Source organism: Nitrospirota bacterium (genome assembly GCA_040755395.1).
Lineage (GTDB): Bacteria > Nitrospirota > Nitrospiria > Nitrospirales > Nitrospiraceae > DATLZU01.
Genome location: JBFMAX010000003.1, coordinates 138,639 through 156,716, shown reverse-complemented (window position 1 = coordinate 156,716; position 18,078 = coordinate 138,639). Strand labels below are relative to the sequence as shown.

13 protein-coding genes are annotated in these 18,078 nt (G+C 63.3%); 7 read left to right on the top strand and 6 right to left on the bottom strand.

What is annotated here, in order from left to right:
• Positions 1 to 440 precede the first annotated feature (440 nt).
• From AB1555_06950 to AB1555_06935, 4 genes are all read right to left on the bottom strand, one after another.
• Positions 441 to 2,495: an amylo-alpha-1,6-glucosidase gene (locus AB1555_06950; protein MEW6246432.1), complete on the bottom strand. Its 2,055-nt coding sequence runs from the start codon at positions 2,493 to 2,495 to the stop codon at positions 441 to 443.
• Between the two features lie 74 nt (positions 2,496 to 2,569).
• A complete protein-coding gene (locus AB1555_06945; protein MEW6246431.1) occupies positions 2,570 to 5,248 on the bottom strand; it encodes a glucosidase in 2,679 nt (892 codons plus the stop codon).
• Between the two features lie 302 nt (positions 5,249 to 5,550).
• Positions 5,551 to 5,736: a hypothetical protein gene (locus AB1555_06940; GenBank protein ID MEW6246430.1), complete on the bottom strand. Its 186-nt coding sequence runs from the start codon at positions 5,734 to 5,736 to the stop codon at positions 5,551 to 5,553.
• Positions 5,737 to 5,896: 160 nt separating this feature from the next.
• Positions 5,897 to 6,919, bottom strand: a complete 1,023-nt coding sequence (locus AB1555_06935) for a pectinesterase family protein (protein ID MEW6246429.1) — start codon at positions 6,917 to 6,919, stop codon at positions 5,897 to 5,899.
• 387 nt (positions 6,920 to 7,306) lie between these two features.
• Between AB1555_06935 and coaE the strand changes: the two genes are divergently transcribed.
• From coaE to thiI, 3 genes are read left to right on the top strand one after another with little or no spacing between them, the layout of a single operon-like run.
• Complete coding sequence (coaE, locus tag AB1555_06930) at positions 7,307 to 7,909, top strand: dephospho-CoA kinase (GenBank protein MEW6246428.1); 603 nt, start codon at positions 7,307 to 7,309, stop codon at positions 7,907 to 7,909.
• A 45-nt stretch (positions 7,910 to 7,954) separates the two neighbouring features.
• Complete coding sequence (gene trxB, locus AB1555_06925) at positions 7,955 to 8,875, top strand: thioredoxin-disulfide reductase (GenBank protein MEW6246427.1); 921 nt, start codon at positions 7,955 to 7,957, stop codon at positions 8,873 to 8,875.
• 44 nt (positions 8,876 to 8,919) lie between these two features.
• On the top strand, positions 8,920 to 10,098 hold the full coding sequence (gene thiI, locus AB1555_06920) for a tRNA uracil 4-sulfurtransferase ThiI (protein ID MEW6246426.1): 1,179 nt from the start codon (positions 8,920 to 8,922) through the stop codon (positions 10,096 to 10,098).
• On the opposite strand, the gene AB1555_06915 is transcribed toward thiI, so the two are convergent.
• On the bottom strand, positions 10,082 to 10,678 hold the full coding sequence (locus AB1555_06915; protein ID MEW6246425.1) for an SRPBCC family protein: 597 nt from the start codon (positions 10,676 to 10,678) through the stop codon (positions 10,082 to 10,084). The genes thiI and AB1555_06915 overlap by 17 nt on opposite strands.
• 163 nt (positions 10,679 to 10,841) lie before the next feature.
• Positions 10,842 to 12,563: a DNA polymerase/3'-5' exonuclease PolX gene (gene polX, locus AB1555_06910; GenBank protein MEW6246424.1), complete on the bottom strand. Its 1,722-nt coding sequence runs from the start codon at positions 12,561 to 12,563 to the stop codon at positions 10,842 to 10,844.
• Between the two features lie 138 nt (positions 12,564 to 12,701).
• Here polX and AB1555_06905 point away from each other — a divergent pair, with 138 nt between their 5' ends.
• From AB1555_06905 to AB1555_06890, 4 genes are all read left to right on the top strand, one after another.
• A complete protein-coding gene (locus AB1555_06905; protein ID MEW6246423.1) occupies positions 12,702 to 13,091 on the top strand; it encodes a hypothetical protein in 390 nt (129 codons plus the stop codon).
• 188 nt (positions 13,092 to 13,279) lie between these two features.
• On the top strand, positions 13,280 to 14,341 hold the full coding sequence (gene queG / locus AB1555_06900) for a tRNA epoxyqueuosine(34) reductase QueG (protein MEW6246422.1): 1,062 nt from the start codon (positions 13,280 to 13,282) through the stop codon (positions 14,339 to 14,341).
• Between the two features lie 184 nt (positions 14,342 to 14,525).
• Entirely contained in the window at positions 14,526 to 15,896 is a 1,371-nt protein-coding gene (locus tag AB1555_06895) for a sigma-54 dependent transcriptional regulator (protein MEW6246421.1), read from the top strand.
• Between the two features lie 87 nt (positions 15,897 to 15,983).
• Positions 15,984 to 17,951, top strand: a complete 1,968-nt coding sequence (locus AB1555_06890) for an ATP-binding protein (GenBank protein ID MEW6246420.1) — start codon at positions 15,984 to 15,986, stop codon at positions 17,949 to 17,951.
• Positions 17,952 to 18,078 lie beyond the last annotated feature (127 nt).

Sequence of the window (18,078 nt, the reverse complement as noted above, 5' to 3'; positions counted from 1 at the left end):
ACAGCCGCGACGAATGAGACTCCTGGCTCCCACGTCCACATCGACGCGCGGGGCGGGATTCACTTTCCGGCGTTCGCCGGCGAGGCTGTTTGAATGTGAGAGCTGATCGCTGACGGCTGACCGCGGGCTATGAGTTCCGGGTACTGACACCGAAAGATGCAGCGCTTTCGATTCTGATGATGCAGCTTGGCGCAATAGACCTGCCCCCTGTCTCGGAGCCTGATATAGCACTCCGCGGCGAGCAACATACCGAGCGTCGGCGCGGTGAAATAGACCCACAGCGAGGAACGACGGATGGCCAAGGTTGCCGATGCGGCAACGCTCGGGCGGCGAATCGCGTCTCGGATAAAAGGAAGCTGACCGAGTGCGGAGTGAACCGCGGGAGCACGTGACATCGCGAGGTCAGGTGACGGGCTATAATAGACAAGCACTTCAACGGGTTACCGACCGCCTTTCTCGTGAGATCGCTTCACGGATGCGGTTCGTCCGATCTGCCGGGACCGTCCGCTGATCGCTTCGGCGCGTTTCCGCCGGATACCGGCCGTACCGACGTCCTCGACCAGCACCCGCAACGGCTCCGCCACCGACCAAGCCTGCGCCGGGCAGCCGCGCGGCCGGTGCGGCGCCTCCGCGTCGAAGATTTCCGAGATCTGCCCCAGACAGGCCTCGCCGAGGTGTCGCTCGATCCCCCGGAGAAACGTCCGCGCTTTCTTTTTCGCGGCGGCCGTTTTGCCGTTGACCTTGATCCAGGCCGTGAGGAACGGCCCCAGCAAAAACGGCCAGACCGTTCCTTGATGGTACGCTCCGTCCCGCTCCGCTACACCCCCTTCATAGCGGGCACGATAGCGGTGATCCGTCGGCGCCAAGGTGCGGAGGCCGACCGGCGTCAATAAGTGCTCTTGCACCACCTGCACTACTCGTTTCTCCTGCTCGCGACTGAGCAGCCCGTCCACCAGCGAGACGGCGTAGATCTGATTGGGACGGAGCGATGCATCGTCGCCGTCCGGCCCATCGATCACATCGTAGAGGTACCCGCCGGCTTCATACCAGAAACGGGCGCGAAAGGACGCGCGGGCGCGCTCGCGATCTTCCCGACAGCGGGCTGCATAAGCCGGGTCCCCGAATTGCGTCGCGAACGCTTCCCCGACCGTCAAAGCCCGCACCCACAACGCCTGAATCTCGACCGGCTTTCCGTGCCGTGGGGTGACGACCCAGTCACCGACCTTCGCATCCATCCACGTCAACTGCGTGCCGGGCATGCCCCCGGCGATCAAACCGTCGCCATCCATGCGGATGCCGTACCGGGTGCCTTCGCGGTAACCGTCGAGAATCTTCCGGACAGCGGGCCAGGCCGTTTGGCGCACATGACGCTCGTCGTTCGTGACCTCCCAATACCGGCCTACGGCGTCGACGAACCACAGCGACGCATCGATCGTGTTGTACTCAGGCTGCTCGTCCGCATCGGGAAACCGGTTGGGAATCATGCCTTGCGACACGTGCGCCGCAAACGCGTCGATCACCTGCCGGGCAACGTCGAAGCGGCCGGTCGCCAGACAGAGTCCCGGCAGCGAAATGAATGTGTCTCGTCCCCAGTCCGTAAACCACGGATAGCCGGCGATTATGGTCTGCCCTGTGTTGCGCTCGCACAGATAGGCGTCCGTGGCCGCCCAGAGCGCGCGGACCAGCGGATCTCCCTTAGGCGCCTGGGCCGAGGCACGCTTCCGCCGGCGAAGTTCCTCCGCCGCCAACGCCTCCGCATCTGCAGATTCGATCAACTCGGTGGTCAGAACCACCCAAGCCGGCTTGTCCGGCACGAGGTGAAACGCCAATTCACCCGGTGACCACCAGTCCTCTTCATGATCGAGACCGCGTTCCTGCTCGACCGGATAGTGCACGCGTCGATACCAATCCGGCTGGTGGCGGTAGGACCCATTGTGCATGGCGCGCACGCTCGGCAGATCCCCATAAGGGCTCCAGCTCACATGCCCATCCGCGATCGCCGCCTGCGGAAAGAGCGCGCCGTTTTCGTGGTGCGTCGTGTGGTAATCGCGGCCGGTGAGCATGGGCCGGACCCTGAGCATGACCGACGCAGATCCGTTCATCATTCGCCACCGGACAACGACCACGTCCCGACCGCGCGGGCAGAATAGTTCCCGTTGGATACGGACGCCCTGCGCCTCGTACGTCCATGTCGGCCACGGTTCGGACGAGAAGGCCGTACACCCTTGGTAGCCGTCCGGATGGACAGCGCCGGGATAGAGATTGGTCGACAACGGTACGACCTGGCCGTCGGCTTGCACCCACTCTTCGAGATGGTTCACCAGCGCGACGCGGGCGACCGGCGGCCGGCGGGCGACCAGCAACAAGGCGTGATACCGCCGCCTGTTGGCGCCGGCGACGGTACCGGACGCGAATCCGCCACGCCCGTTCGTTTCGAGCCACTCAAGACTGAGTGCGCGGTCGAGGCTCTGGCAGGTTTCATTGTTCACGCGCATAGTTGGCTACCTGTCGCTGTTTCTGCGTATCTCGTCCCCCGTATCCCGTTGTTCGCGAGATACGCTTCACGAGGTTATTCCCCGCTCTGCTGGATCAGCTTCGCCACCAACGCCGTCCAGCCGGTCTGGTGGCCGGCGCCGATTCCCGCTCCGTTGTCTCCGTGAAAGTATTCGTAGAAGAGGATCAGATCCCGCCAATGCGGGTCCTCTTGAAACTTCCTCGCGCCTCCGAACACCGGCCGCCGGCCGTCGGCCCCGCGCAGAAAAATGTGCGTGAGCCGGCGCGACAGTTCGGCCGCCACGTGATTCAATGGCGCCAGGCGGCCGGAGCCGGTCGGATATTCCACTTTGAAGCCGTCGCCCAGGTAATAGTGGAATTTCTGGAGCGACTCGATGATGAGATAATTCACCGGGAACCAGATCGGGCCGCGCCAGTTGGAGTTTCCGCCGAACAAGCCGGTCGTGGATTCCGCCGGTTCATAATCCACCCGGTACTCCATGCCCATGACCGAAAGCGTATAGGGATGGTCGCGGTGATATCGAGACAACGCGCGGATCCCGTAGGGAGAGAGAAATTCCTGCTCGTCCAGCATGTAGCGCAGGACCTTCTGGAGCCGCCGGCGATTCACGAGCGACAAGAATCGCCGCACGCTGCCGTCCAGGCTTTGCGTTTCCACATGCGCCGCGAAATCCGGACGGTTCTCCATGAACCATTGCATCCGGTGTTTGAACCGGGGCAGGCGGTCCACCAACTCGGAGTCCAGCGTCTCGACCGCAAAGAGCGGAATCAGACCGACCAGCGACCGGACCTTCAGCGGAAAGTTGCGCCCGTCGGGCAGATGGAGGACATCGTAGAAGAAGCCGTCGTCCCGGTTCCACAGTTCGATGTGTTCCTCGCCGATGTTGTTGATCGCGCGGCAGATGTACACGAAGTGTTCGAAGAACTTGCTGGCCACGTCCTCATACGCGCGGTTCTCCTTGGCCAGCTCGAGCGCGATCGCCAGCATGTTCAGGCAGTACATGCCCATCCAGCTCGTCGCGTCGGACTGTTCGATGTGCCCGCCGGTCGGAAGCGGCGCACTGCGGTCGAACACGCCGATATTGTCCAGCCCGAGAAATCCGCCCTGGAAGATATTCTTCCCTTCCGCATCCTTGCGGTTGACCCACCAAGTGAAATTCAAGAGCAGTTTGTGGAAGACCCGTTCGAGGAAGACACGGTCGCCCACGCCTTTGCGCTTCTTCTCGATTTTATAGACGCGCCACGCGGCCCAGGCATGAACCGGCGGATTCACGTCGCCGAGCGCCCACTCGTAGGCGGGGATCTGCCCGTTCGGATGCATGTACCACTCGCGCAGCATGAGGATCAGTTGCTCTTTGGCGAACGTCGGATCGACGAGCGCCAAGGGGATGCAGTGAAACGCCAGGTCCCAGGCGGCGTACCAGGGATACTCCCACTTGTCCGGCATGGAAATAACGTCGGCGTTGTACAGGTGCGTCCACTCGCAGTTGCGTCCCTTCAATCGCTCCCTCGGCGGCTCCGGCCCGGCCGGATCGCCCTTCAGCCATCGGGCGACTTCATAATGATAGAACTGTTTGCTCCAGAGGAGCCCGGCGAACGCCTGTCGCTGGACCAGCCGGGCATCTTCCGAGAGGCCGCTGGGCGCCAGGCTGTCATAGAATTCATCGGCCTCCTGCTCGCGCTCGGCGAAGACGGACTCGAAGACCTCACCTGTCAGCGAGTCATTGTCGGTCGAATCGGTAAAGCGAAGGCGCAGGGTGACGGTCCCTCCGGGCTCGACGGTCACCACGTAGCGCGCCGCAGCCTTCGAGCCGATCTGGTCGGGATTCACCGCTTCCTTGTCGCCGTGCACGATATAGTCGTTGATGCTGTCCTTCACGTACCGCGCGCCGTCCGGATCGCCGTAGAGCCGGCGCGTGTTCGTTTCGTTTTCCGTAAAGAGCAGGTCCGGCCGGCCCTCGCAGAGCAGGCGCCGATACCCGTAATAGTCGTGCGTGAACTCGATTACGCTCGTGCCCCGGACGGGATCGCCTTCGCGGAGCCTAGGTCGCCGGACATCAAGGCCCCACGACCAGGTGTTGCGGAACCAGATGGTGGGCAAGATGGTCAATTCCGCAGCTTCAGGCCCGCGATTCACCGCCTGAATGCGGATCAACAGATCTTCCGGCGTCGCTTTGGCGTACTCCACAAAGACATCGAAATAGCGATCCTCGTCGAAGACACCGGTATCCAACAGCTCAAATTCCAGGTCCTGCCGGCTGCGTCGCCTGTTCTCTTCGACCAGACGGGCGTAGGGGAAGGCCGCCTGCGGATACTTGTAGAGCCACCGCATGTAGGAATGGGTCGGCGTCGAATCCAGATAGAAGTAATATTCTTTGACGTCCTCGCCATGGTTGCCTTCGTTTCCGGTCAGGCCGAACAGCCGTTCTTTCAAGATCGGGTCGCGACCGTTCCACAAGGCCAAGGCAAAACAAATCATCTGATGCCTGTCGCAGAAACCGCCGAGCCCGTCCTCGTTCCACCGATAGGCTTTCGACCGCGCATGGTCGTGCGGGAAAAATTCCCAGGCCGTCCCGTAGGGACTGTAGTCTTCGCGCACCGTCCCCCACGCCCGTTCGCTCAGGTAGGGCCCCCAGCGCTTCCAGTGTCGCTCGCGGCGGGCATCCTCTTCCAGACGTTGCCACTCGGCCGTACCCGGCCCAGGGCGGCTGATCCTCGGCTTAGCCAGTGCCATCGTTGTCCTCCCTCTCCGTCACGAGGCCGCTCGCCAACGGACGGGGGCGGGTCGCAGCCTGATCATTCTGCCAAGATGCTCCCGTCCGGATCATGTGCGCAAGTCCTTTCTTCCGACGTCTCGGCGCGCGCCGCGAAAGACGATCGAAAATGACGAACACAGGGTGAATCCGTCGTGAAGCGGACACACCGGTATGCGGTTCAGTCGCCTTGACCAGGGGAGACCTTACAGCTTTACGAGATCAAAAGAGGAAGAAGATTGAACGCCGACGAGGGAAAACATGGAGAAACACAGCGGGGAACCTAACTCCAGATCACGCTATCTTGATGGAGGAGGTAGTCGATGACCTCGATGCTGTCCCGGAGTTGCACCTGGGCCTGCTCGGACATCGGAATGATAGCCCCGACAAGCCTGCCGGATTCGAGCTCGTCCAGGGAAGGAATCCCATCGACACCGGCTTTTTCTAATTCCGGGCGGTAGCTAGCCACGTTTGCACCTTTCCCCGGTCCTATCAGTAAAGGTAAGCAATTTTTGGACCCTTCAGCCCCCAAAGACCGGCCTCTGTTGTTAGCATACCACAGGGTTTCCTTCCCTGAAGGGCAATCCGACGGAAGCGCTGAATTTTTTGTAGGTTTTCTTGCTGGACAATCACGGAGCCTGAGCGACCGGCGCGAGGGCGCCGAGGTAGGAAAACCCTCCGACCTTCAGAAGGGGGGTGTCCGGCCTGAGCCGAAAGTCATCCCGACCAGGATCCACAAAGCGCGGATCCACCGCCAGATCCGACTCGGCTCGAAGCTCCGGCGCCGGCTGGAGCGGCGTGCCGGCCCGAAGGTAATCGCCCCCGTTGTTATACAGGGCATTGTACGAGAGTTTCGCCTGACTCGACGGCGCGACCACAAAGCCGCCCTTATTGAACCCGACAATATTGCCCGTCGCCTCGCCCTGCGACGCCCCCAAAAAGCCGACGCCCCCGCCGTTCTTGACGATCGTGTTGCTGACCAGCACGGCGCGGGCCTTATCCATCACGACCACTCCTTCGAACAGGCTGCGGGTGATGACGTTCCGTTCCAGCCGCACGTCGGACTTGCCGGCGACCGTCACGCCATGGTCGTTATCATGGATGACATTGCCCACGAGGACCGCGTGTGAGTCGGCGAGTTGGACTCCGGTGGTTTCGCTTCCGCCGATGATGCAGTTCTCAATGCGGACATCCCGCACCTGTTGTCCGAACACCATCCCGTTGATGCGGACGTCGCGCAGCACGATCCCCCGGCCGTTGAACATACCCATCGCATGACCACCGTGCTCGTTGATCGTCAGGCCGCTGATTTCGATGTCCGACGCCCCGTAAGGCCACTTGCCGATGTGAAAGACGCCGACGCGCTCGCGGCCCAGGATCGTCACCTGATCCATGCCGTCCCCGATCAACCTGAGCTTCTCTTTACTATGGATGGTCACGTCCTCGCGGTAGGCCCCGGCCTTGATCCTGATGGTATCGCCCTTTCCCGCCGCATCGACTGCCGCCTGAATCGACGTAAACTGGCCGCTGCCGTCCTGGGCCACCACTATAGTGCGGAAAGATTCCGCCCCTCCCGCCCCTGCGGCAACGCCCAGCCGGACGAACAGGACGAACACGGCTCCGAACGCGACGCTGGGAGAAACGACACGCATGGTGAGGGTGATACAGTGAAGGACACGCGGGAGTCAATGGCTACTTATTGTAAAAATGGGCGCGTGGCTAGGGGCTAGAGGCGAGAGCCTGAAGCAATGATCGATCCTGAGAATTCAGAATTGTTACCCCGATTCACCAATTCAGAATTCACAATTCATAATTCAGAATTTTCCGCCACGAGCCCCCTTGCCCCTCGCCTCGTGCCTCCCGCCCAAAGATATTGCCCCTTCGCCTCTCGCTCAGCCGTTCCGCCATGACCATCGACGATTGACTATTGACGGTTGACGAGTGACCACTGCCGCTGACCATTGACCGTTGACCATTGACGGTTGCCGTGTCATTCCTGCCCGTTGTGAGGCTCGTTCGCCGCATGCTAGGCTCCCGTCATGGTCTTGGTGGGATTGACCGGCGGCATCGCCACAGGCAAAAGCACCGTGGCGCGGCTGTTTCAGGAATGCGGCGCGGCGCTGATCGATGCGGATGTCCTGGCCCGGCAGGTCGTCGAGCCGGGTAAGCCGGCCTGGCGCGACATCGTGCGGGCATTCGGCGGGCAGGTTCTCAACCCCGATCGCACGCTCAACCGTGGCGCGTTGGGGGCGATCGTCTTCCGCTCACCCGCCAAGCTCCGGACGCTCAACGCGATCGTCCACCCGCGCGTCGCCCGAGCGCAGGCGCAACTCGCGCGGGAAATCGCCCGCAAGGACCCGAACGCCGTCATTATTTATGACGTCCCGCTCTTGTTCGAAGCCGCCGCGCAGAGGCGCGTGGATCGCGTCGTCGTCGTCACCGCCGATCGGAAGACCCAAATCGCCCGCCTGCGGCAGCGGAATCGTCTCACCCGCGCCGAGGCTCTGCGCCGGATTCGAAGCCAAATGTCGCTGGCGAAGAAGACACGGCGGGCCGATTACGTGCTCGATGGAACCTTGCCGATTGCGCGGCTGCGCCGGGAAGTCGCACGGATTTTCGAGCAACTGCGGCGCAGCCCGTGAAGGGGCCCCTTCCCGCTTTCTGATCGGCTGTGTTACAGTGCCTCCATGTCCCGTCACGTCGCGATCATCGGTTCAGGGCCGGCCGGGCTGACCGCCGCCATTTACACGGCACGGGCCGATCTGTCTCCGGTGCTGATCGAAGGCTGGCAGGCCGGCGGGCAGTTGACGACCACGACCGAGGTGGAAAATTATCCGGGGTTTGCGCACGCCGTCATGGGTCCCGAACTCATGAAGGAGATGCGGGCCCAAGCGGAGCGGTTCGGCACGGAGTTTCTGACCGGCGACGTCACCGCCGTGGACTTCGGCCGCCGGCCGTTCACGCTGACGGTGGACGGGGAGCGGACCATCGAGGCGAAAACGGTGATCATCGCCTCCGGCGCCTCCGCGCTCCACCTCGGCCTTCCCAACGAATCCCGCCTCCTGGGCCGCGGTGTCTCCACCTGCGCCACCTGCGACGGCTACTTCTTCCGCGGCAAAGAACTGGTGGTGGTCGGAGGCGGCGACAGCGCGATGGAAGAAGCCATCTTCCTGACCAAGTTCGCCACCCGCGTCTCCGTTGTCCACCGACGCGACAAGCTCCGCGCCTCAAAAATCATGCAGGACCGCGCCTTCAAGAACGACAAGATCGCCTTTATCTGGAACAGCGTCGTCGAGGATATCCTGGGCGATCAGGTCGTCACCGGCGTCAAGCTCCGCAATGTGGTAACCGGTAAGACTGCGGAACTGGCCTGCGCCGGCGTCTTCGTCGCCATCGGTCACAGCCCGAACACCGCGATCTTCAAAGGCCAGATCGAGATGGATGAGAAAGGGTACATCCTCACCAAGCACGGCACCGCCACGAACGTGCCGGGCGTCTTCGCCGCCGGCGACGTGCAGGACTCCAAGTACCGCCAGGCCGTCACCGCCGCCGGTTTCGGCTGCATGGCCGCGATGGACGCCGAGCGATATCTTGAGTCATTGGGCTAGAGGCGTGGGGCACGTGGCGATAGGTAAGATCAAGATTTCAGTTGATGCGCTGCGCGATCGTTCACTATCATGAACTGGCCCTGAAAGGGCGGAACCGCTCCTTCTTCGAGCAGCGCCTCGTCCGGAACCTCCGCCTGGCGCTCAAAGACCTCGGCGTCAGACGGGTCGATGCGTTGCCGGGCCGCATTCGCGTGATCATCCCCGATGCGCTTTCCTGGGACGGCGCGAAAGCCCGCCTCTCGCGGGTCTTCGGCGTCGTGAACTTCTCGCTCGCCCGGTCGGTCCCGCTGGATCTGGCGAGTCCGAATCTCGCAGCCTTGAAAGCCGCCGTGGCCGACGAAGTGCGGGGATTGGCGTTCGACACGTTTCAGGTCGCCGCCAAGCGCGCCGACAAGCGCCTGGCGTTCACCTCGATGGACGTGGAACGGGAATTGGGCGCTCATCTTTGTGCGGTGACGGGCAAGAAGGTGAATCTGACGAAGCCGGACCTGACCGTCTACGTCGAACTGCTCAGCACGGACGCCTACTATTCCGTGAAAAAGGAAGTCGGTCCCGGCGGCATGCCGACGGGCGTGAGCGGCAAAGTCGCGTGCCTGATTTCGGGCGGCATCGACTCGCCGGTTGCGGCCTATCGCATGATGCAGCGGGGTTGCAAGGCGGTCTTCGTCCACTTTCACGGGCGGCCGTTCGTCGGCCGCGCGTCGGAGGAGAAGGTGCGCGAGATCGTGGGCCTGCTGACCCGCTACCAACTGTACTCGCGGCTGTACCTGATTCCTTTCGGCGAGATTCAGCGCCACATCGTGCTGGGCGCGCCGGCCGCCTATCGGGTCGTGCTCTATCGCCGCATGATGCTGCGCATCGCCGAGGAACTTGCGAGGCGGGAACGGTGCTGGGCGCTCGTCACGGGAGACAGCCTCGGCCAGGTCGCGTCGCAGACGCCGGAAAACCTGACCGTCGTCCAGGAAGCGGCCCAACTGCCGATCCTCCGCCCACTGATCGGCATGGACAAGATCGAGATCACCGAACAGGCGCAACGCATCGGGACGTTCGAGACGTCCATCGAACCGGATCAGGATTGCTGCCGGCTGTTCGTCCCGCCGCATCCCAGCACGAGGACCGATCTCGACGTCATTCGCAGGATCGAACACGGCTTCGATCTCGGCGCGCTCGTCAAACAGGGTCTCGATCAGTCGGAACTCGCGGAATTTACCTTTCCCGCGTAGCCAGTTCGACCGCTTTCTCTCTGACCAGCCGAAAGTGCACCTCCAGCTCGCGGCGGAGCGAGAGCGCCATGAGCCAGTCCGGGACGATCATATCCACATCCACGACCAGATCGAATTCTGCGCGCGTCCGGCTGCCGTCCCCTTCCGGCGTGAGCCGCCAGATCCGCTGATACCGTTTGAAGTCGCCGCCCTTGAGCGTGGTCAACAGCCCGCCGCTCGGCAAGGCGCGCGACTCGCAAAGGAGCCGGCGCTCGCCCGGCAGCAGCGCATGCTGGATGCGGAGATCGGTGACGGCCCGCCCATCCAGCCACTCCAGATTCGCGAGGCGCATGCGGACCTCGAACAACTCGGGCCACCTGGCGTAATCGGTCAGGACCGCCTGTAACACTGCCGGCGCGACCGGGACCCCTATCGTGGCCGTCGCCCGGACACCCCCGGCCGGATCGGGCCGAACATCCAACGTTCGAATGCCGTCCGCGGCGGGTCGTTCATCGGTCGCCGATGCCCGGATGACAAAGGGTTCGACCCAGGAGAGCCCGAGCAAGAGGACGGCTGTCACGACCGCAGCGAGCCTGCGCATAGGGTTACAGTGAGGACGTCATGCGTGAGTCGTGATGAGCGAGAATGCGGGGCGGGACTCGCGCGACAGCGCGAAATGCGAGTCTCGCTAACACCCATTGCACCCGAGAGCCATGGGTGCCCGCCGGTCGCGCCCGTCGCGCGTTGCGAGTAACGATTGACGGCTATTTTCTGTTGCAAGATTGTCGCCTCGCGAGCACGGGCAAGATCTCGTCCGGCCCCAGCGTATTGACGACGTCGGCGGGCGACAGCCCGCCCTTGCGCGCGACGTTGACACCGAATGGCACGTCACGCAGGCCGTCGGGCGCGTGGGCGTCGGGGTTGATGCTGACCTTCACGCCTTGCGCCTTGGCATAGGCGCAGAGCCGCCAGTCCAGATCCAGCCGATGGGGGTTGGCGTTGATTTCGATGACCTTGCCGTGTTGCTTGGCCCCATCGATCACGCGCTTCATGTCGATCCGGTAGCCCTCGCGGGACAAGAGCAGGCGTCCGGTCGGGTGCCCCAGCATCGTGACATATGGGTTGGACAGAGCCCGAATCACCCGCGCCGTCTGTTCTTCTTCGGACAGGTTGAACCGGCTGTGGACGGAAGCGATCACGAAATCGAACCGGGCCAGCACGTCGTCCGGATAGTCCATCGATCCATCGGCGAGAATGTCGGCCTCGATGCCTTTGAAAATCGCGATACCGGTCACCCGCTTCCGTAACGCGTCGATGGCCGCGTGCTGTTCCCGAATGCGGTCTTCCTTGAGGCCATTGGCATAGAAGGCCGACTGGCTGTGATCGGAGATGCCGATGTACCGGTAGCCCAGTTCTTTGGCCGCGGCCACCATGTCCTCGAGCGAAGCGGAGCCGTCGCTGTAGGTCGTGTGGTTGTGAAAGACGCCCTGGATGTGCCGCGGCTCCACGAGCGAGCCGAGTCGGCGGGCTTCCGCGGCCTCGATTTCCCCCATCCCTTCCCGGAGCTCCGGCTCGATGAACGGCAGACCGACCACTTCATAGAGCGCCGCCTCGGAAGCGGCCTCAGGGGCGAGCTCGCCGGCTTGCGGATCGAGGTTCCACCGTACCCCCATGCGTACGGCGCGAGCCGCGAGCATGTCGAGATGCGCTTGGCTGCCGGTGGCCGACAAAAGCGTGTGCGCGGCAATCTCCGGCGCCACGGACACGAGGACCGGCAGGCCGAGTCCGGACTTGCCGCTGACGACGGCCCCTTCCCGGCGCAAGCCTCCGAAACTTTCCATCCGACCGAGAGCCTCCAGCACCCTGTCCGGTCGCTCCGCCGCCACCAGCAACTCGATCGACCGGACGATCTCCATGCGCCGCCGGAGCTCGCCGACCACCTCCACCTGCCTCACCCCGGGAGTCGCCGCAAGCGCCTCGGCGATCTGCTCCGCCTCTCCAACGACATTAGCGTAGAGATGATACCCGCGCCGTTTCTTGAGCTGGAGAATCCCCTGCATGATCTTCTCTTGGGTCTTTTGCCCGAAGCCCGGCAATCCGACGAGGCGATTCTCCACGCAGGCGTATTCCAGCTCGCCGACCGTCGTGATCCCCAATTGCTGCCAGACAGCCATGATTTTTTTCGGCCCCATGCCGGGGATCGTCGTCATTTCCAGCAGCCCCTCCGGAACGCTCGCTTTCAGCTCTTCGTAATACCGAAGCCGGCCGGTCCCGACCAGCTCCGCAAGCTTCTCCGCCAGCGCCGTCCCGATGCCCTTCAGTTCCCGGATCCGGCCGGAGGCGACCAGCTCCGCGATGTCCTCGGGCTGGGCCTCGATCGTGCGCGCCGCGTTATAGTAGGCGTTGCTCTTGAACGGGCTTTCGCCCTTCAGCTCCAGCAACAAGCCGATCTCTTCGAGCATCGCGGCGATCTGGTGTTTGTCAATCATCGGAGTTGGGCGAGTGGCGCGGGGCTATAAAGATCGCAGGCAATTCGCCTCATTGTCCATCGCCTGGGTGTAAGGTTCATTCTACGCGGAGTTCCTATTGGCTGCAACGGAACGGAATGTGATAGGATTGCGCTCATGGCGCCTGCCGGTACCGCGAGCCGCATACAATCGAGCAGCACCCCGCTGGCGTTGGCCGCTTTGCTGGGGGTCGTGCTGCTCGACTTCGCCGCGGCGCAGCCCCTCGACGAGTCCACCGCCACGACGGAGTTGTCCTGCAGTTTCGGCATGGGCAAAGGTGAAACGAAGCGAAGCTGCCGGGTTCCGTTTCCGGCCGGCTGTGTCGTCGCAAATTTTCCGGGCACAACCAAACCGTGGACCACCATCTCGAAGGGCGGCCGGACGAAGTGCCGCTTCGACGAGACCCAGACTGACTGGAAGACCCGCATCACCGGCACCTGCGGCCGCTGCACCTCCCCGCAGTGCTCGGCCCAATTCAGCGTCCGCTTCGACTGCTCGAAACGGTAGCCCTGTTCTGCCTTGAAAATGCGGGTGGCGCCGACCTGGGTGCCCGGCCGCGCGCAGCGGGGTCCCTCGGGTACCCGCCCGGCGGGTGAGGGCGGGGTGCGAGCTTGCACCCGTTGCAAACGGAGAGGAGCAACGGGTACCCGGCTGGTCGGTGACAGGACCCGCATTTTCAACGCAGGGTAGTGCCCATGTCCCTCTCGGAGGCGATCAAGCGCGAGGCTCGTGCTCTGGGCTTCGACGCGGTCGGCGTTTGCCGGGTGGACGCTGACGGGTCGAGGATCGAGGGTCGAGGGTCAACGGCGGTTCCTACATCGGCGCGTCCTCTTCCCGATCCCGGAACTTCGAACGTCGAACATCGAACGTTACTGACCGACCTGCTTCATAAGCGATTGCTCGAATGGCTCGAGCGCGGCTACCACGGCCTGATGGCCTGGATGGAGAAGGCGCCGTCCCGGCGGGCCGACCCGCGTGAGGTGTTGCCTGGCTGCCGCTCCATCATTTCCGTCGGCATGAACTACTACACGGACCAACGGCCGGACGAGAGCCCCGGCCACGGCCGGATCGCGCGCTACGCCCGGGGGAGGGATTATCACAAAGTGCTCGGCAAACGGCTGACGCGGTTGGAAGCGTGCATCAAGGCCTTGGCACCGGAAGCCCGGACCCGCTCGTATGTGGACACCGGACCGGTGATGGAAAAAGCCTGGGCCCAGCAGGCGGGCTTGGGCTGGATCGGCAAGCACTCGAATCTCGTCTCGACCCAGTACGGCTCCTGGCTCCTGCTCGGCGAGATCCTCACGACACTGGAGTTGGCCCCAGATGAGCCCGCCGCCGACCTCTGCGGATCGTGCAGCCTCTGCGTAAAGGCCTGCCCGACCGGCGCTATTACGGAACCCTATGTCGTGGACGCCCGGAAATGCATCTCGTACCTGACGATCGAATTGCGCGATTCGGCGGACACGATTCCGACCGAGTTGGCGTCCAAGCTGGGCAATCGGATCTTCGGCTGCGACGACTGTCTGGACATCTGTCCGTACAACATGAACGCACAGCCGACCGGCGAGCCGGCCTTCCAGCCTTCGACCCTCTCCTTGGCGCCCGTTCTTGTGCATCTGGCGGTGCAACGTGAATCCGAATTTGCCTCGACATTCCGCCACAGTCCGATCCGGCGCGCCAGACACGCAGGGTTTCTCCGCAATGTCGGCATCGCACTCCGCAACACGCGGGCCGGTTGTCCTGTCCCCCCTTCCTGACGCGTCACGCATCGCGCATCACCCATCACGCCTCACTCTCCATCCCTTACCCCTCTATCCCTTTATCCCGTTCTCCCTTTACCCCTCACCGCTCACCGGCCCCTTCTCCCGCCGCCTCGATAAATGGTAGGCTATAGCCGGGCTTCATCCCGGAGCAGCCGGTCCACACGAATCCGGACACGCCATGCGTCCCCCCACGCTCCTCGTCATCGAAGATGAAGAACGAATGCGACGCCTCCTTGAACTCGTGCTCAAACCGGAGGGCTATGACCTCGTTCTGGCCGGCAGCGGTGAAGAGGGCATCAAGCTCATCGGCGAGACGCAGGATTTCGACCTGATCGTGACCGACTTGCAGCTCGGCAATGTGTCGGGCCTCGACGTGTTGGAAACGGCGAAAAAGACCGCACCCGATGTCCCCGTGCTGATCATCACCGGATACGGCACGGTGAAATCCGCCGTCGAAGCGATGCGCAAGGGCGCCTACGACTACATCTCCAAACCGGTCGACAACGAAGAGCTGAAAATCGTCATCGCGCGGGCGCTCGAGTTGCGGCGGCTGTCCCGGGCCAACCAGGCCCTGCGGGCCGGCCTGCAGGAACGATTCGGCTTCGACCGGATGGTCAGCGTCTCTCCGCAAATGGCCCAGTTGAAGCGCCTGGGGATGGAAGTCGCCAAGACCGACGTCACCGTGTTGATCACGGGCGAGAGCGGCACCGGCAAGGAACTGCTGGCGCGGGCCATCCACCTCGCCAGTCCGCGCGCGCAGGGTCCGCTCGTGGCGGTCAACTGCGCCGGCTTTCCCGAACAGCTTCTCGAATCCGAACTCTTCGGGTACGAAAAAGGCGCCTTCACCGACGCGAAAAAGTCCAAGCCCGGCCGGTTCCAGTTGGCGGACCGCGGCACCTTGTTTCTCGATGAAATCGGAGAAATGAGTCTCGTCGCCCAGGCGAAGCTCCTCCGGGTCCTGGAAACGCATCACGTGGAGCCGCTGGGCAGCGTGCGCAGCCTCGCCGTCGATATCCGGGTCATCGGCGCCACGAACCAGGACCTGTCCGAGCTGATGAAGAAGGGGCGATTCCGGGAAGACCTGTTCTATCGTCTGAACGTCTGCCACCTGCACATTCCTCCGTTGCGGGAACGCCGGGAAGACATCAAGCCCATCCTGGAATCGTTTCTCGACGCAGCCGGACGTGAGCGGGGGAGCCGCATCCGGAGCGTGTCGCCCGACGCGCTGAGGCTCCTCCGGGAGTATGACTGGCCCGGCAACGTGCGCGAGCTTCACAACGTGGTGGAGTGGATCACCATCACCTGCAAGGAGGACGAGATCACGCCGGACCATCTGCCGCTGCCGCTCAAAGGCGCGCAGCCGGCCGCCGAAGAGGTCAAGGAGCCGCCGTCGCTGTTGTCGCTCGGCCTGTCCGTGGAGGAGGTGGAGAAGGCCATGTTGCAGGAGGCCCTCAGAACAACCGGCGGCAATGTGTCCGAAGCCAGCCGGCTGCTGAAGGTCACGCGCAACACGCTCCGGTACCGAATGGCGAAATACAACCTGAAGTGACGCGTGACGGGTGATGAGTGACCGATCACTGCTCCCGCCATCTCGCTCCCGACGCATCACGTGTCACGCTTCACGCTTCACGTCCCTATGAAACTCCAGCCCAGGATCGGCGGCCTGCAAAAGAAGTTTTTCATCGCCCTGCTGATCGTCGGGATCGTGCCCGGCATCGCCGCTCTGATCGCGACCTATCTCTACAGCACTTACAGTCTCAAGCACTCGATCGGCAGCGGGTTCCAGGAGATCGCCCGCTCGACCGCCATTCGCATCGCCGCGGCGGTGGATCAGGAGATCGATCGTGCCGAACGCTTGGCGCTCGTGCCTGTTCTGGTCCGGGGGGTCGTTCAAACGGCGAACCGGCGGTACGCCGGCAAGAGCGACGCCGAGGTCCGCCGCATCCTGGCCGATGGTGAGACGGCCTGGATGCGAACCCGGCTGCTGGGCGGTCCGCCCGAGGTGGCCCAGACGACGACGTATCTCCGGAATTGGGCCCGGCAAGCGAATTATTATGTGCGCGTGGTGATCGCGGACAGCCGTGGCGCGGTGGTCGCATCCACCGATCCCGAGATTCCGTATCTCAACGCCGATCAGGAATGGTGGCAGGAGGCGTTCGAGGAAGGAACGGATGCGGCCTACGTCAGTTCCTTGCGGTTCGACGGCCGTCTGAACGAATTCGTCTTCGACGTGGCGGTCGCTGTCATCGACGAGGAGGAACGTGAACCGATCGGCGTGGTGGGACTGGTGATCAGACGCGACGTGCTGATGAACACGATTCTCCCCATCCGCGTCGGGCAGACCGGCCACGGCATGCTGTTGGACACGGAGGGCACGCCGCTGATCTGTCCCGTGCTCCCGCCGACTGCGCACCTGATTCATGACGCGTTGCTGAATCAACTCGTCCGCAACGAACCGTTGTGGCTCGTGGCGGAGGACGATGCGCACGGCGGCCATCACTCCATCGTCGGTTCGGCGCCGGTCCGTTTCAGCCACAAACTGACCACCTCGAGCCTCGGCGGAGAACGGTGGTTCGCCTTCGTCCGCCAACAGCCGGAAGAAACCTATGCCCCGATCAATTCGATGCTGTTTACCGTCGGGCTCATCGGGTTCGGGCTGGTGGTGGGACTGGCCTCCATGGGATTCGTGGTCGGTCGGCGTATCGTCGGCCCGATCCTCGCGCTCCGGCGGGAGGCGGAAGCCCTTCGCCGCAACGTGGCCGCCCTCTTCGAGGGGGCCCCTTCGCCGCCGATCGAGAACAAACCGGCGGCGGACATCCGCACCGGAGACGAGATCGAGGCCTTGTCGACGACGTTCCATGCCATGCGGAGCGCCCTCGAAGACAGTCTGCGCACGATCAAATCCCAGCAGAGCGAACTGATCAGACGGGAGAAACTGGCCTCCGTGGGCCAACTGTTGGCGGCGCTCGCCCATGATCTCAGGAACCCGCTCGGCGTGATCCGCAGTTCGGCCCAACTGGTGCTCGAAGAACGCCAGAACGAGGCGGTGAAGCGGGAAGTCGCGCGCTACATCGTCGACGAAGTGGATCGGCTCACCCACCGCATCAATGACTTTCTCCGATACGCCCGCCAGAAGCCGCCGGAGCTCAAAGCGGTGGCGGCCTCGGCCCTGGCCGAGGCGGCGCTGTGGCAGTGGAAGGCGCAGGGCGGGCATGAACGGATCACGCTCGATACCCGGTTTGAAGAACACCTGCCGGCCCTGTATGTGGACCCAGAACAGGTCAAGGAAGCGCTCGTCAACCTCCTGATCAACGCGCGCGAGGCCATGCCGGACGGCGGCCGTCTGACCGTGACGACGCGGCGCGGCGACGAGGATTCCGTCGAGATCGAGGTGGCCGACACGGGCTGCGGGATCCCGGAAGCCAATCTCAGCCGCATCTTCGAGCCCTTTTTCACGACGAAGGAATACGGCACCGGTCTGGGGCTGACCAACGTGAAACGATTGGTGGAGGACAACGGCGGGACGCTGACAGTGACCAGTGAAGAAGGCAAAGGGAGTTCCTTCACGGTCCGGTTCCCGGTCGTCAAAGAAAAGTCGCCGTGAGGCATGACACGTGATGCGTGACGAGAAAGAGGACCTTCTCCTCCACCCTTTGGCCTCATACGCTTCACGCCTCACGGATTTGGGGCGCTTGAGGTTCCGTACCGGCGCGGACTAAGATTGGGCTTCT